The 12,665-nt window shown below is 65.3% G+C and carries 13 protein-coding genes and 1 pseudogene; 4 read left to right on the forward strand and 10 right to left on the reverse strand.

The annotated features are described in order from the left end of the window. Nucleotides 1–15 precede the first annotated feature (15 nt). From M0765_RS14590 to gspG, 7 genes are all read right to left on the reverse strand, one after another. Complete coding sequence (locus M0765_RS14590; protein ID WP_258504309.1) at nt 16–546, reverse strand: type II secretion system protein M; 531 nt, start codon at nt 544–546, stop codon at nt 16–18. Beyond that, the gene (gene gspL / locus M0765_RS14595) at nt 543–1,754 is read right to left on the reverse strand and encodes a type II secretion system protein GspL (protein WP_258504310.1); all 1,212 of its coding nucleotides are present in this window, start codon (nt 1,752–1,754) and stop codon (nt 543–545) included. The genes M0765_RS14590 and gspL overlap by 4 nt, the downstream gene beginning before the upstream one ends. A 136-nt stretch (nt 1,755–1,890) precedes the next feature. Continuing rightward, nucleotides 1,891–2,892: a type II secretion system minor pseudopilin GspK gene (gene gspK, locus M0765_RS14600; protein WP_258504311.1), complete on the reverse strand. Its 1,002-nt coding sequence runs from the start codon at nt 2,890–2,892 to the stop codon at nt 1,891–1,893. Further along, complete coding sequence (locus M0765_RS14605; RefSeq protein WP_258504312.1) at nt 2,889–3,572, reverse strand: PulJ/GspJ family protein; 684 nt, start codon at nt 3,570–3,572, stop codon at nt 2,889–2,891. Before M0765_RS14605 ends, gspK begins: the two co-directional genes overlap by 4 nt. Further along, nucleotides 3,572–3,946 carry a type II secretion system minor pseudopilin GspI gene (gene gspI, locus M0765_RS14610; protein ID WP_258504313.1) on the reverse strand — a complete coding sequence of 125 codons (375 nt, stop codon included), beginning with the start codon at nt 3,944–3,946 and terminating at the stop codon, nt 3,572–3,574. The genes M0765_RS14605 and gspI overlap by 1 nt, the downstream gene beginning before the upstream one ends. Further along, a complete protein-coding gene (locus M0765_RS14615; RefSeq protein ID WP_258504314.1) occupies nt 3,943–4,407 on the reverse strand; it encodes a GspH/FimT family pseudopilin in 465 nt (154 codons plus the stop codon). The genes gspI and M0765_RS14615 overlap by 4 nt, the downstream gene beginning before the upstream one ends. Next, nucleotides 4,382–4,822, reverse strand: a complete 441-nt coding sequence (gene gspG, locus M0765_RS14620) for a type II secretion system major pseudopilin GspG (RefSeq protein WP_258504315.1) — start codon at nt 4,820–4,822, stop codon at nt 4,382–4,384. The genes M0765_RS14615 and gspG overlap by 26 nt, the downstream gene beginning before the upstream one ends. Before the next feature lie 49 nt (nt 4,823–4,871). Here gspG and M0765_RS14625 point away from each other — a divergent pair, with 49 nt between their 5' ends. Then, the gene (locus M0765_RS14625) at nt 4,872–5,516 is read left to right on the forward strand and encodes a type II secretion system protein N (protein WP_258504316.1); all 645 of its coding nucleotides are present in this window, start codon (nt 4,872–4,874) and stop codon (nt 5,514–5,516) included. Nucleotides 5,517–5,528: 12 nt separating this feature from the next. Here M0765_RS14625 and ilvA read toward each other — a convergent pair whose 3' ends face one another. After that, nucleotides 5,529–7,142, reverse strand: coding sequence for a threonine ammonia-lyase, biosynthetic (gene ilvA, locus M0765_RS14630; RefSeq protein WP_258504317.1), 1,614 nt, complete (start codon nt 7,140–7,142; stop codon nt 5,529–5,531). A 49-nt stretch (nt 7,143–7,191) separates the two neighbouring features. On the opposite strand from ilvA, the gene M0765_RS14635 reads away from it, so the two are divergent. Further along, a complete protein-coding gene (locus M0765_RS14635) occupies nt 7,192–8,322 on the forward strand; it encodes a hypothetical protein (RefSeq protein WP_258504318.1) in 1,131 nt (376 codons plus the stop codon). A 96-nt stretch (nt 8,323–8,418) separates the two neighbouring features. Here M0765_RS14635 and M0765_RS14640 read toward each other — a convergent pair whose 3' ends face one another. Continuing rightward, nucleotides 8,419–9,654 (reverse strand): porin, encoded by a 1,236-nt coding sequence (locus tag M0765_RS14640; RefSeq protein ID WP_258508261.1) that lies wholly within the window; start codon nt 9,652–9,654, stop codon nt 8,419–8,421. 271 nt (nt 9,655–9,925) lie between these two features. Between M0765_RS14640 and M0765_RS14645 the strand changes: the two genes are divergently transcribed. Next, nucleotides 9,926–10,375 (forward strand): OsmC family protein, encoded by a 450-nt coding sequence (locus M0765_RS14645; RefSeq protein ID WP_258504319.1) that lies wholly within the window; start codon nt 9,926–9,928, stop codon nt 10,373–10,375. A gap of 11 nt (nt 10,376–10,386) precedes the next feature. On the opposite strand, the pseudogene coq7 reads toward M0765_RS14645, so the two are convergent. Continuing rightward, nucleotides 10,387–11,015 (reverse strand): annotated as a pseudogene (coq7, locus tag M0765_RS14650) (2-polyprenyl-3-methyl-6-methoxy-1,4-benzoquinone monooxygenase). 281 nt (nt 11,016–11,296) lie between these two features. Between coq7 and M0765_RS14655 the strand changes: the two are divergent. Further along, nucleotides 11,297–12,559, forward strand: a complete 1,263-nt coding sequence (locus M0765_RS14655; protein WP_258504320.1) for a porin — start codon at nt 11,297–11,299, stop codon at nt 12,557–12,559. Nucleotides 12,560–12,665 lie beyond the last annotated feature (106 nt).

Below are 12,665 nucleotides of genomic sequence, written 5' to 3' on the forward strand. Positions count from 1 at the left end.
CGGCGGTGCTCGTGCTCAACGGGCCGCGGGCAGCGCCATCACCAGCGTGCCCTCCCAGCGCACCTTCGGGGGTTGCGGGTCTTTGCTGCCCGCCGCCGGCGGCGCCGCGGCGGCGCGGGTCAGGTGGGCTTCGCGCGGCACGGCGTGGGCGTTGCCACGTGCTTGCGAGAGCCACTGAGCCAGATCGTCCGGCGTGGCGCGCAGCGTGACGGTGGCAGCGCCGTCGCCGCTGGCCGTGATGAGCTGGGCATTGGTGCCCAGGCTCTGGCGCACGGAAGTTTCGAGGGCGCGCAGCGCATCGTCCCGGGTCAGCCGGGGCTGGGCCTGCAGCGCCTTTGCGCGATTCTGCAAGGTGGCCATCTGCTGCAGTTGCGCGTCGAGCCGCGCGTGTTCGGCCGGCGCCGCAGCGAGCGTGCGCAACGCGGGGGCGAGCGCAATCCACCACAGCAGGGCGAGCACCACGAGCGTGAGCGCAATGGCCACCATACGCCGTTCGCGCATCTCGAGCGCAGCCCAGCGGGCCCGGAGTTGTTCGCTGAAGTTCATCGCGAAGCCTCGGCTTGCACCAGCAGCAGATCGCCTTCGGCGCGCACGCTGTAGCCGCGCGGGCCCATGGCACCGGAGAGCCGCGTGAGCTCGGAAGGCTGCAGGCCCAATCCGCGCAGGCGCAACTGGCCAGCGCTGTAATCGACGGCGGTGGGTACTCGGCCCGGCGGGAGATTGGAGGCGAGCGCGCCGATCATCGGTTCGAAGTCGCTGCCGGCCACGTCGCCCACGGCCTGCTGCAGCGCCGCGACTTCGCGGGCCATTTGCACGGGCGCATCGACCACCAGCTTCACGGAGGGAAAGGTCTCGGTCAGCATGGTCTTGACGGCCTGGCGCTTGGCGTCGAGGGCATTGCGTTCCTTCCAGGCCCAGGCGTTGAGGCCGACCAGTTGGGTGAGCAGCAGGGCGATGACGCCCCAGCGCGCGGCGCGCCATTCGGGCGCGAAGCGAAGTGTCTGGACCACCGATGCAAATTTCTTGCCGGCGCGCGCGCGGCCCGTGACGGCGAGGTCGAACTGCGCAAGCTCCCAGGGCGAGCGCGTGGCCTGGAGCCAGCGCTGGGGCGCCTGCACGATGGGCAGGCGGCGCTCGAGCAGTTGCTCGGCAGCTTCGGCGACGGCGGGTTCGGCGGTGATGACCGCGGTGTCGAGCGGCAGGCTGCCGGACAGCGCCAGCCCGGCACCCGCGAGCGGCAGCGAGACCACGCCGTCGGCATCGCACACCGTGAGTTGCGGCGCCTCGGCTTCGCCGGTGACCTGCAAGAGCGGCGGACCGTCGGCCGGTTGCGGTGCGAATTCAGGAACGATGCGAACCACGCGCCGCCCCGCCGATTCGAGCCCCTGCACCACGCTGCGCAGCCAGATGCGGTTGCAGGCCGCCACCCACACCGGCGCGCCGGCCTTGGCATCGGGCTCGAGCGCAAAGTGCAATGCCTCGGGTTCGTCGAGCAGGTGCTCCTCGAGCAGGCCGTCGAGCACGGCGCGCAGCTTGGAAGTGCTGCCCATGCTGCCCTTGGGCAGGGTGACGCGGTGCCATGAGAGCGCGGCGGCGGGAATGCCGAGGGTGACTTCCGCGCTGGCCGGCAGCAGCGCGAGCAGCGCGCGGCCATGGTTGCGCAAAGCGATGCCGTCGTCGCCTGCCTGGGCCCAGTCGTACTCGCCCGCGGCGTCCGCCGGAGGGAGGGGGGCAATGAGCAACAGCGGTGTCATTTCGATTTCGGAAGGGCGGGTGATTGTAGGGGCGCGGTTATCGCGCGGGCGCTACTTTATTTGTAGCGTGTGACGTAGATGCGACGGGCACTGGGCGATGCTTTTGGGGCAAGAAAACTGGTGGAAGAAGCCGCACTCAGGGTTTAGCCGGAGGGGCAGTCATACCGGCCCCGCGATTGCGCCAGATCGTCTTCACGGTGACCCCGTCGCGCTGCAGCAGCGAGCGCTCTTCGACCCAGGTGCGGTCGAGCCGGAGCCGGCCGTAGACCTCGAAGAACTGGGTGCTCACGCTGTGCTGGGCGGCGTTGAACTGTGCGCCGCCGTTCGGAAGGGCTGTGTTGGCGTCGGCAATCTGCTTGAAGAACGAGCGGGTGCGCTTCTCGACCAGCTGGCGCGCATCGCTGATGGTGAGGGAAGGCAAGCTGGCGCTGATGGCCTCGGCGCTTGCGGTGTTGATGTTCAGCGGGGTGCGAATCGGCAGGATCGTCACGTAGGGCTCGAGGGCGGCCGCGGTCGAGGGCGAAAGGCCGAGCCACACCAGCTGCGACACCTCTTGCGGCATGAGCGGCGCGGTGCCGGCATCGCCGCCGCCGGCCGGGTCGGTACTTGTTGCCAGGGCGCGCACGAGCGAGCTTGTCATCACGCTGAGCTCCGAGGCCGGCAGGCCCAGGATGTTGAACAGCTTGGTGAAGGTGGCAACGCTCGCCGGCACCGGCTTGTTGCCGTCCACCAGCGACAGCACGTTGAGCTTCGATTGCGCATCGACGACGCGGCCCGACAGGAACGCGTCCGGCAGCCCTTCGAGGTTGTCGCTCGCCACGTTTTTCTCGGCCGACAGAAAGCTGGTGAGCCGCGCCTCCGCGAGCGGCACGGCCCAAGGCTCGGCCAGGTGGTCGGGCCCGCCGGTGAGGGCGTCTTCGCGCAAGATGAGGCGCGACCAGTCGAGCGCGCCGATCAGCACCCATGCCGCCTGCACGCGCCCGCGCTCGGCGGCTTCGACTTCGGACGAACGCCATTGCTGCCACAGCGCCGCGGCGGAGAAGGTTGCGACCAGCATCACCGTGAGCATCGCTGCGAGCAATGCGGCGCCGCGTTGGCGATGCGAGCATCGGCGGCTTGTAAAGAAGGGCGCGGTCATGATCGCGGCGCTCCCACCGTGGGCTTGACCCAGTCGCGCGTGAGCGTGCCAGCCAGCCCTTCGCCGGGAGCGAGGCTCAGCACCAGGCGAATGCCGTCGGGCATGTTCACGATGGCGCCTGTGGGGTTGGACGGGTTCGCCGGATTGGGCGCACCGGTCGGCAACTCGCCAGCGGGCGTCCAGGTGTTTTCGCGAAAGTAGTAGAGCTGCCAGCTGTCGACCGGCATCAGCGCGACGTCTCCGGCGCCGCCTTCCTGCGCCCAAGAGGCGGCCATGTTCCAGGCCTGCTGCCATTCACCGCGCGTGGTGAAGGGCGGCGATTGCCAGCGCCGCCAGCGGGTGCCGTCGGCGCCGGAGCGCAGCGTCCATGCCACCACATGCATGGCCGGGGCCGCCGCATCGCTGCCGCGGCGTGTGAGCCGCAGCACGCGGCCGTCCCAATCGATCGGCCGGGTTTGCGCGAGCGCGGTCACGGCGTCGAGATCGGCGCTCCATTGCGCCAGCGTGGTCTGCAGCGTCAGGACCGCGTCGGCGCGCTGCTGGTTCTGCGTGGTGGCGCGCGACATGCCGTCGAGCCCGCGCCAGCTCACGAGCGCCAGCAGGGCCATCACCGCAATGGCCACGAGCAGTTCGATCAGGGTGAAGCCCTGCGGGCTTCGTTGACGTGGGATGCGGCGCATCAGAAGCGGCCCACCACGGTCGAGATGCGCAGCACCGGCGCGTTGGTTTCATCGCGCACCTGCACGTCCACCCGTCGGAAGTTCGGGTTCAGCGTGGCGATGGTGGAGGTGGTCACGTTGAACGAGACGCCGGCCTGCACGCAGATCGAACCCGAATCGCCCACGGCCGGCATCTGCCGCGCGAGCCGCGCCTTGGCGAGCTCGTTTTCCGCGCACAGGTCGGCCAGCAGCAGGTCCGACTGGCGCTGCGCATTGCGCGTGAGCGACATGGTGGCCTGCGAACCGGCCGCCAGCGCCAGCGCGACGATGCCGAGCGCAATCAGCACTTCGATCAGCGTGAATCCGCCGCATGCCGAACGCTGCCGGATGCTCATGGCGTGGTGACGGCGAAGGGCCGCAAGCCGTCGGTTGCGATGCGCAGCGAACGCGCGGGTGGGCCTTCGGAATACAGCACGATCTGTTGCGCGGCAATGATCGGATCGGGGCCCAGCTGCACGGCGGCAACCGGTGCGCCGCTGGCCAGCGCCGCCTGGGCGCTGATGCCGCTCGCGGCCCATCCGCTGGGCAGTGCATCGGGAGGCAATCCGTCGAAGACGAAGCTGCCGCCTTCAACGATGCGCCATCGCACTGCGACGCCGCTTGCTCGCGATTGGGCGCGGGCCGATTCGAGCAGCGCGGCCAGCCGGTCGGCCTCGCGGTCGAGCGTGGCGGCGCTGCTGTCGCGCAGCGCAAAGCTCACGCCGGCAGTGGCCATCGCGATGATCGCGATCACCACGATCAGCTCGAGCAGCGTGAAGCCGCGGGTGCGGCTACTGCCAGCTGCCGATGTCGGCATTCTTGCCCTCGCCGCCGGCCTGGCCATCGGCGCCGAGCGAGAGCACGTCGATTTCGCCCTTGATACCCGGATTCATGTATTGGTACGGATGGCCCCACGGATCGTTCGGCAGCTTCTCGACATAGGGCTTCCAGTTGGGGGCGGCCGGGCCGGCGGTCGGACGCGTGAGCAGCGCCTGCAGGCCTTGCTCGGCGGTGGGGTAGCGCTGGTTGTCCAGGCGGTAGAGCTTGAGCGCCTGCATCAGGTTGTTGATGTCGGTCTTGGCGGCGGTCACGCGGGCGTCGTCGGCGCGCTCGATCACGTTTGGCACGATCAGCGCGGCGAGCACGCCGATGATGACCAGCACCACCATCAATTCGATCAGCGTGAAGCCGCGCTGGGCGGTGCGGGCTGCATCGCGAAGGATTTTTTTCATAGCTTGGATGACATGTTTCGGAAAGCGCGCTGCATGATAATCCGCGGCCATGACAAGTCCCTATTCCGCCGCCCGCTGGCACGCCCCCGTTGCAACCACGGGGCTCTGGGCGCTGGCGGCCGGCGCCGCGGTGTTCTGGGGACTGCGGGTCGCGAGCCCGGCCGAGCCGGTGGCCGCGGCGGCAACAATGCCGCGCGCGGCAGTTTCGGCCGATGCGGATGCGGTCGCGCGGCTGCTGGGCGCAGTTTCGGCATCGGACGCGGCACCCGCGGCGCCCGAGGCGGCCAGCCGCTTTGCGCTCTCGGGCGTGGTGGCGGACCCTTTCAACCAGGGCGCTGCGCTGATTTCCATCGACGGCAAGCCTCCACGGCCGTTCCGGGTCGGTGCGCGCGTTGGCGACAACTACGTGCTGCAGTCGGTGGGGGTGCGCGCGGCGACGCTCGGCACCAGTGCGCAGGGCCCGGCGGCATTCACGCTGCAGTTGCCGGTGCGGGCGCCGATCAGCGTCGGCAGCCCGGGCTTGCCGACGATGCCGGCTGCGCCTTCCCCGGCGGCCCGGCCCAGCGGACTTTTTCCGGCCACGGTTCCTCCGGTGATGGCGCCGCCGCCCGCCGATCCGGCTGCGCAGCAAATGCAGCAACCGCAGCAATCGCAACAGATTCCACCGCCGGCACCTGCGCAACTCGCGCAATAAGCGAGGGCTCGGTCAGGCCTGCAGGAACAGGCGATACGCCGGATTCGCGGTTTCCTCGACGTAAGGATAGCCCAGCGTTTCGAGGAAAGCGTCGAAGGCGGCCGCATCGCTGGCCGGCACCTGCAAGCCCACCAGGATGCGGCCATAGTCGGCGCCCTGGTTGCGATAGTGGAAAAGGCTGATGTTCCAGTTCGGCCGCATCAGGTTCAGGAACTTGAGCAGCGCGCCCGGGCGCTCGGGGAAAACGAATCGCAGCAGCCGCTCGTCATGTGCCAGGCCCGTGCGGCCGCCCACCAGATGCCGCAGATGCTCCTTGGCGAGCTCGTCATGCGTGAGGTCGAGCGCATCGAAGCCGTGGGCGTTGAAGGTCTGTGCGATCAGGGTCGATTCGCCGCGCGTCGACGTGGTCAGGCCCACGAACACGTGCGCCTTGGCCGCGTCGCTGATGCGGTAGTTGAACTCCGTCACGTTGCGCAGCGCACCGCCGGTGGAGCCCGCCTCTTGCGATTCGCTGGCCGGCATTTCGCCGACCAGTTCGCAAAAACGGCGGAAGCTGCCGCGCTCTTCGGGAATGGTCACAGCGAACAGCGCCTCGCGCTCTTCACCGACCTCGGCGCGCTCGGCCACGAAGCGCAGCCGGTCGAAGTTCATGTTGGCGCCGCACAAGATGGCTGCGTAGGTTTCGCCATGGCGGCCGTGCCCGGCCACGTATTGCTTGATGGCGGCCACCGCGAGTGCGCCCGCCGGCTCGACGATGCTGCGGGTGTCGACGAAGACATCCTTGATGGCTGCGCAGACGGCGTCGGTATCGACCGCGATGTATTCATCGACCAGGTTGCTGGCGATGCGAAATGTCTCCTCGCCCACAAGCTTGACGGCGGTGCCGTCTGAAAACAGTCCGACGTCGGACAGGCTCACGCGCTGGCGCGCTGCCACCGATTGCATCATTGCGTCGGAGTCGTTCATCTGCACGCCGATCACCTTGATCTCCGGACGCACCGCCTTGATGTAGTTGGCCACGCCCGAGATGAGTCCACCGCCGCCGATGGCGACGAAGACCGCATCGAGCCGGCCTTGGTGCTGGCGCAGGATTTCCATCGCGATGGTGCCCTGGCCCGCAATCACATCGGGGTCGTCGAACGGATGCACGAAGGTCAGGCCTTGCTGCGCCTGCAACTCGAGTGCATGCAGATAGGCATCGGAATAGCTGTCGCCATGCAGCACGACTTCGCCGCCGAAACCGCGCACCGCATCGATCTTGAGCCGGGGCGTCGTCACCGGCATGACCACCACCGCGCGCGTACCCAGCTTGCGTGCGCCCAGTGCCACGCCTTGCGCGTGATTGCCGGCCGATGCGCAGATGACCCCACTCGCCAGCTGCTCGGGCGTGAGGTGCGCCATCTTGTTGTACGCGCCGCGCAGCTTGAAGCTGAAGACCGGTTGCTGATCTTCGCGCTTGAGCAGCACGGTGTTGCCGAGCCGCTGGCTCAGCGCATTGGCCTTCTCGAGCGCGGATTCGACCGCCACGTCGTACACGCGGGCGTTCAGAATTTTTCTGAGATAGTCGGCAGGCGTCAGCGCCGGAACAGGGGCATCGCGCACGATTTTTTCCAAGGGAGTTTTCATTTGATAACTGACGATGATAAGAGGCATCGGGATTGCTTGCGGATATGACATGGACACAAATGTCATAAACCTCAGTCAAAGAGCCCCAGCTGCGAACGATTCGGGATTTTTTGCGCGTGCTTATCCCGCGATTCATGCGCCCGCAAATCAGTTAACAAATGAGCAAAATTTGTTATCAGTTTCTGTCAGCGACCTTTCCGAAGGATTGATGCAGGCAGAGGCTGCGCGCGTGCAACGCGGCGAGATTGGACGGCCCACCTGGCAGGTGATGGGCAACCGGTTGCGGGCCCACATCGTTCCGCTGCTGGGTGCCGTGCAGGCGCAGGCATTTGCTACGCCTGACGCGCAACGCCTGATCGACCATCTGGGAGAACAGGGCTTCACCAGCACGACCATTGCGCAGTACCTGGTGCTGCTGCGCAAGGTGATCACGCATGGCGTGAACATCGGTGTGCTTCGCAGCGCACCTGCGTTTCCGAAGGTCAAGGTGCGCAGTCAGCCGCGCGGCAGCTTCAGCGTTGCGGAGTACCGCGCCGTTGTGGCGGCTGCACGCAGGTTGCGCGGGCAACCGCATCCGGTGCTCGATGAGCTCAACTCTGGCGAGCGCTTCTGGATTGCGCGCGAGTTGCTCGTCATGCCGGAGGAGCTTCCCTGGTTGATTCGCTGGATGGTGAACACCTTCGTTCGTCCGAGCGACATCAAGCTCATGAAGCACAAGCACATAGAGACCGTGCGCGGAAAGCACGTCTATTTGCGAATGAATTTGCCCGAAACCAAGCGGCACAGCCAGCCCATCGTGAGCTTGCGTCCGGCTGTGCGGGTTTATGAATGCCTGCTTGCTCATCGTCGCGAGCAAGGCTGTGGCGGTGCGGAAGACTACATCTTCATGCCGCAATTGAAGAATCGTGAACACGCGCTCGCGGTGCTCAACTTTCTTTTCCATTGGGCGCTCGAGGTGACGGCGCTGGAGAAAGGTCCGCTCGGCCAATCGAGAACGCTCTATTGCCTGCGCCACACCGCGATCACATTGCGGCTGTTGTACGGGCAGGGCATCGACATGCTGACCTTGGCGCGCAATGCGCGCACGAGCGTGAACATGGTCGAACGGTTCTACGCTTCGGTGCTGAACGGAGAAATGAATGTGGGGCTGCTGCAAAGCAGGCGCGGCCGCGTGAGCTGAGCAACGACAACGCCAAAAAGCCGCCCGGCTTGCGCTGGGCGGCTTGACACTGAATCGACTCGAACTGGCTGGAGCCAGCATCGGATCAGACGGTGATCAGAAAGCGTGGCGGATGCCGAAGTCGTAGCCGGTCGAGTTCTTCGGGGTGAAGACACTGTTGCTGATGTAAGGCTGGTTGCCCACCGACAGCGACGCGCCGTTCTTGTTGCTCACGCGAGCCACCGTTGCGTACAGGGCCGTGCGCTTCGACAGGTTGTGAACATAACCGAGGGCCAGCTTGTTGGCCTTCGGATTGCCGCGTTGGTCGTTGAAGAACAAGTCATCGCCGTGGCCCGTCTTGTACTTCACGGCCGAGTAGGACGCGCGAATCAAGCCGGCACCCACGGGAACCGTCACGCCCAGCAACCAGCCGTTGAGCTTGGTCGAAGGCACGGAGCCCGGCTGGACGATGAAGTTGCCGTCGATGTCGGTCTTCAGCTTGGCTTGCGACAGTTCACCGAAGAGCTTGGCGGGACCGAAGTCGTACGAAGCGCCGAGGTTCAGCGTGTTGACCTTGTTGGTCACGCCAGCGTAGAAGTCGTCACCGACGGTGCTGCTGCCGTAGGCGAGCGCAACGTCCAGCGGACCATTGGCGTAGCCGAAGCGGCCACCGACATAGCGGCCGGCGCGCGAGTTGTCCGCGACATCGGGCGTGGCCAGGCCAGGGCTGTACTTGGTCTTCTCGTGGAAGGCGTACATCACCTGGCCGTAGAAGCCACCGAGGTTCGGGGGCAGGAAGTAGCCGATCGAATTGCTGGCGCGGGTGGAATTGAGGTTGCCGCCGAAACCGCCTGCACCGCCTGCGGTGTTGAAACCGTTGGCCGTCGAGATCAGGTTGGTGCCAACGCCGTTGGTGCCGAACGGATCGAACACGGTGTCGTTCCAGAAGGTGGGGGTGTAGTCGCGGCCGAGGCGGACTTCACCGAAACCACCCGACAGGCTCACGGTCGAGCGACGAGCGAACGTCGAAACACCGGTTGCGCCGTCGTCGTTGGTGATGGGGGCTTCGAGCCAGAAGCTGGCAGCCAGGCCGCCGCCGAGGTCTTCGGTGCCACGGAAGCCGAGGCGGCTGGAGTTGTAGCCCGAATTGGCCATGCCGGTCTTGCTGGTCTTGACGCGGCCCTGGTTGACGTAGAACGGGTTGTACATGGGAACGCCGAAAGCGTTGTACGAGACGCCGTTGTACATGTCACGCGAGGTGGACGAGTAGCCGCTGATCGACGCGTCGACCACACCGAACAGCGTGACGGACGACTGAGCCGAGGCAACACCGGCAACAGCCAGGGCAGCCAGAGCAACTGCCCTTTCGGCGCCAAAACTAGAGTGGGTGTCGACGCGCGAAGTAACCGGCGGCAAAGAAAAAAGCCCCGAGCTTTGCAGCTCGGGGCTAAATCCACCAATTGGAAGGGTGGAGGAGACAACCGGTGCGCACGGCTTCGTGCGCGATGAAATAAAGTATATCGGTTGTTTGCTGCGTTGCAACAAGCGAGTGACGCTTTTCCCACACACAAATTGATGTCTCAGCGAACTTTTTTCACTGGACGTCTGGATTGGAACTGACAAGATGGAATGCACAGTAAGTTGGACCGGCGATGCCGGCACCCGCTCCGCCATGGGATTCGTGGCCGAGACAGGCAGCGGCCATGTATTGACGATGGATGGCGCGCCGGATGCATCAAAGCCCGAAAACGGTGGGCAAAACCTCGCCCCCAGGCCCATGGAGACCGTGCTCGCGGGCACAGGCGGCTGCACGGCCTACGACGTGGTGCTGATCCTGAAGCGGGGCCGCCACCGCGTGGAGCGCTGCAGCGTCAAGCTGACGAGCGAACGGGCGGAAAAAGATCCGAAGGTCTTCACGAAGATCCACATGCACTTCACGGTCGCGGGCAAGGGCATTCCCGCCGCTGCCGTCGAGCGCGCCATTGCAATGAGCCACGACACCTACTGCTCGGCAAGCATCATGCTTGCGAAGACAGCCGAGATCACCACCAGCTTCGATCTGATCGAAATCTGAGGCGGCAAGCCTCAGATCCGATGCGCCACCGTGGTCATGACGCGGGAGGCGAGCCGCATCAGGGCCTTGGCCGGCGCCGGCAGTTCCGCGGCTCCGGCGTCAATGGCTTGAGCGGCGTGGCGGGCTTCATCGACTTTCATCTGCTCGACCACGGCCCGTGAGGCGCTGTCGGCGGTCGGAAGGCGCCCCAGATGGCTCTCCAGATGGGCTTCAACCTGGCGTTCGGTTTCCGCAACGAACCCCAGGCTCAGCGGATCCCCAGGCGACCGGCCAATAGTCCCAAGCCGAATGCGCCCGCATACCAAAGCGGGTTCAGAACCGAAGGCCGGGCGCCAAGCTCGTCAAGGCGCTGCCGCGTCCACGCCAGATGATCGGTTTCTTCATGGGAGGCTTCGAGCAATCGGGTGCGGAGGACGGGATCGCGTGCCACCGCGGCCTGGGCGGTGTAAAGCGCTTGTGCGCACACTTCTCCCACGTGGTTCACTCGCATCAGCGCGCCGGCTTCGCGGCGTTCCGAATCAGTCAGTTCACCTGGCGCTTGAGCGGGTTGAGGCATGGCCCGGGTGGAGTGAGGCCGGGCAAAAAGAGTACGTAAGGCCGCATCCGCTGCGGCCAGGGCGGGATCGAGCGAAAAGATCATGCGTCTATTTGAACTGAAGCAGAAATGGGTTGGCCGGAACCTTGTTTCATTTCACATTGTGGTTCGGGAGGGCGCTCAAGCCCTTTGTTGCACTACTGCAACGAAACGCATGGGCCACCTGAGTTTTCGGGCGAATTGTTTTGCCCTGCCGCAGCGGCTCTGGTGCAATAGCATCAACTTCCCAAAAGGAGGTTGGCCCGGGGTCCGGTGGGAGCACAAAGTGCCAGTCACGGTGAGCCCTTCGCACCGGAGCCCTATGTTTAACCTTGGAGAAACTTGCAATGAAAAAATCTCTAGTTGCTCTGGCTGCCCTGGCTGTTGCCGGTGTTGCCTCGGCTCAGTCGTCCGTCACGCTGTTCGGTGTGGTCGACGCGTCGATCAGCGGCTACTCGTCCACCTCGCGTGACCAGAACCCGACGGTTTTCCCCAATGCTTTCGGCATTCCGACCTACCTGAACCAAGGCAGCGTCAAGGTCAGCCAACGCGCTCTGGCTAACTCGGGCTACAACTCCAGCCGTCTGGGCTTCCGTGGTACGGAAGACCTCGGTGGTGGCCTGGCAGCCAGCTTCTGGCTCGAAGCCCCGATCAAGAACGACGACGGCTCGGAAGGTGTTGCAACCTTTGCTCGCCGCTCGACCGTGAGCCTGTCGGGTGGTTTCGGTGAAGTCCGCCTCGGCCGCGACTACACCCCGACCTTCTGGAACGACACCGTGTTCGATCCGTTCGGCACCAACGGCGTTGGTACCAACATCATCTCGACGGCCAACAGCGCCTTCGGCGCCTTCGGCTCGCCCACGGCTAGCGTCGGTTCGTTCTCGAACGTCGGTGTTAACAACTACACCCGCGCCAGCAACACCATCGGCTACTTCCTGCCGCCGAACCTGGGTGGTTTCTACGGTCAAGTGCAGTACGGCTTCAGCGAGAAGACCAAGTACAGCCCTGGCCTGGCCACGCCTGATGCAGCGAACAACTCGCGTCAAGGCCGTTACGTTGGTGGCCGCTTCGGCTACGCCAACGGCCCGCTGGACGTCGCAATTGCTTACGGCAGCAGCACGGTTGGCGATCAGTTCTACATCGGCACGACCACCAAGGTCAACACGCTGAACCTCGGCGCTTCGTATGACTTCGGTCCCGTGAAGCTCTTCGGTGAAGTGTCGCGCGCCAAGAACAAGGTTGACTACGAAGTGACCCCGCTGTTCACCGGCGGCCGTCCTGACGTGGACCTGACCGGCTACCTGCTCGGCGTGACCGTGCCGGTTGGCGCTGGCCTGATCCGCGCTTCGTACTCGCGCGTCAAGTACGACTTCAACGAAGTCCAAAGCCCGTTCGAACCGGCAGTGGCTGACCCGAAGGCTAGCAAGCTGGCTCTCGGCTACGTGCACAACCTGTCGAAGCGCACGGCTCTGTACGCTACCGTTGCTCGCATCAGCAACAAGAACGGCGCAGCTCTGACCGTTGGCGGCCCGGCTTTCGTGACCGGTGGCGGTGTCTTCACCCCGCGCAACTCGACCGGCTACGACTTCGGTATCCGTCACGCTTTCTAATTTGAGGCTGGCTTAGGCCAGCTTTGAATCGAAAGACAAAAGCCACTCGACGAAAGTCGAGTGGCTTTTTTTATTGGGATTTTGCTGGTGCGCTGGCCCACGTAAA

The organism is Variovorax sp. S12S4, from assembly GCF_023195515.1.
GTDB lineage: Bacteria > Pseudomonadota > Gammaproteobacteria > Burkholderiales > Burkholderiaceae_C > Variovorax.

Excerpts from the sequence above, each read along its gene's own strand:
- M0765_RS14590 (WP_258504309.1), bottom strand. The coding sequence starts at position 546 with ATGAACTTCAGCGAACAACTCCGGGCCCGCTGGGCTGCGCTCGAGATG.
- gspL (WP_258504310.1), bottom strand. The coding sequence starts at position 1,754 with ATGACACCGCTGTTGCTCATTGCCCCCCTCCCTCCGGCGGACGCCGCG.
- gspK (WP_258504311.1), bottom strand. The coding sequence starts at position 2,892 with ATGACCGCGCCCTTCTTTACAAGCCGCCGATGCTCGCATCGCCAACGC.
- M0765_RS14605 (WP_258504312.1), bottom strand. The coding sequence starts at position 3,572 with ATGCGCCGCATCCCACGTCAACGAAGCCCGCAGGGCTTCACCCTGATC.
- gspI (WP_258504313.1), bottom strand. The coding sequence starts at position 3,946 with ATGAGCATCCGGCAGCGTTCGGCATGCGGCGGATTCACGCTGATCGAA.
- M0765_RS14615 (WP_258504314.1), bottom strand. The coding sequence starts at position 4,407 with ATGCCGACATCGGCAGCTGGCAGTAGCCGCACCCGCGGCTTCACGCTG.
- gspG (WP_258504315.1), bottom strand. The coding sequence starts at position 4,822 with ATGAAAAAAATCCTTCGCGATGCAGCCCGCACCGCCCAGCGCGGCTTC.
- M0765_RS14625 (WP_258504316.1), top strand. The coding sequence starts at position 4,872 with ATGACAAGTCCCTATTCCGCCGCCCGCTGGCACGCCCCCGTTGCAACC.
- ilvA (WP_258504317.1), bottom strand. The coding sequence starts at position 7,142 with ATGAAAACTCCCTTGGAAAAAATCGTGCGCGATGCCCCTGTTCCGGCG.
- M0765_RS14635 (WP_258504318.1), top strand. The coding sequence starts at position 7,192 with ATGGACACAAATGTCATAAACCTCAGTCAAAGAGCCCCAGCTGCGAAC.
- M0765_RS14645 (WP_258504319.1), top strand. The coding sequence starts at position 9,926 with ATGGAATGCACAGTAAGTTGGACCGGCGATGCCGGCACCCGCTCCGCC.
- M0765_RS14655 (WP_258504320.1), top strand. The coding sequence starts at position 11,297 with ATGAAAAAATCTCTAGTTGCTCTGGCTGCCCTGGCTGTTGCCGGTGTT.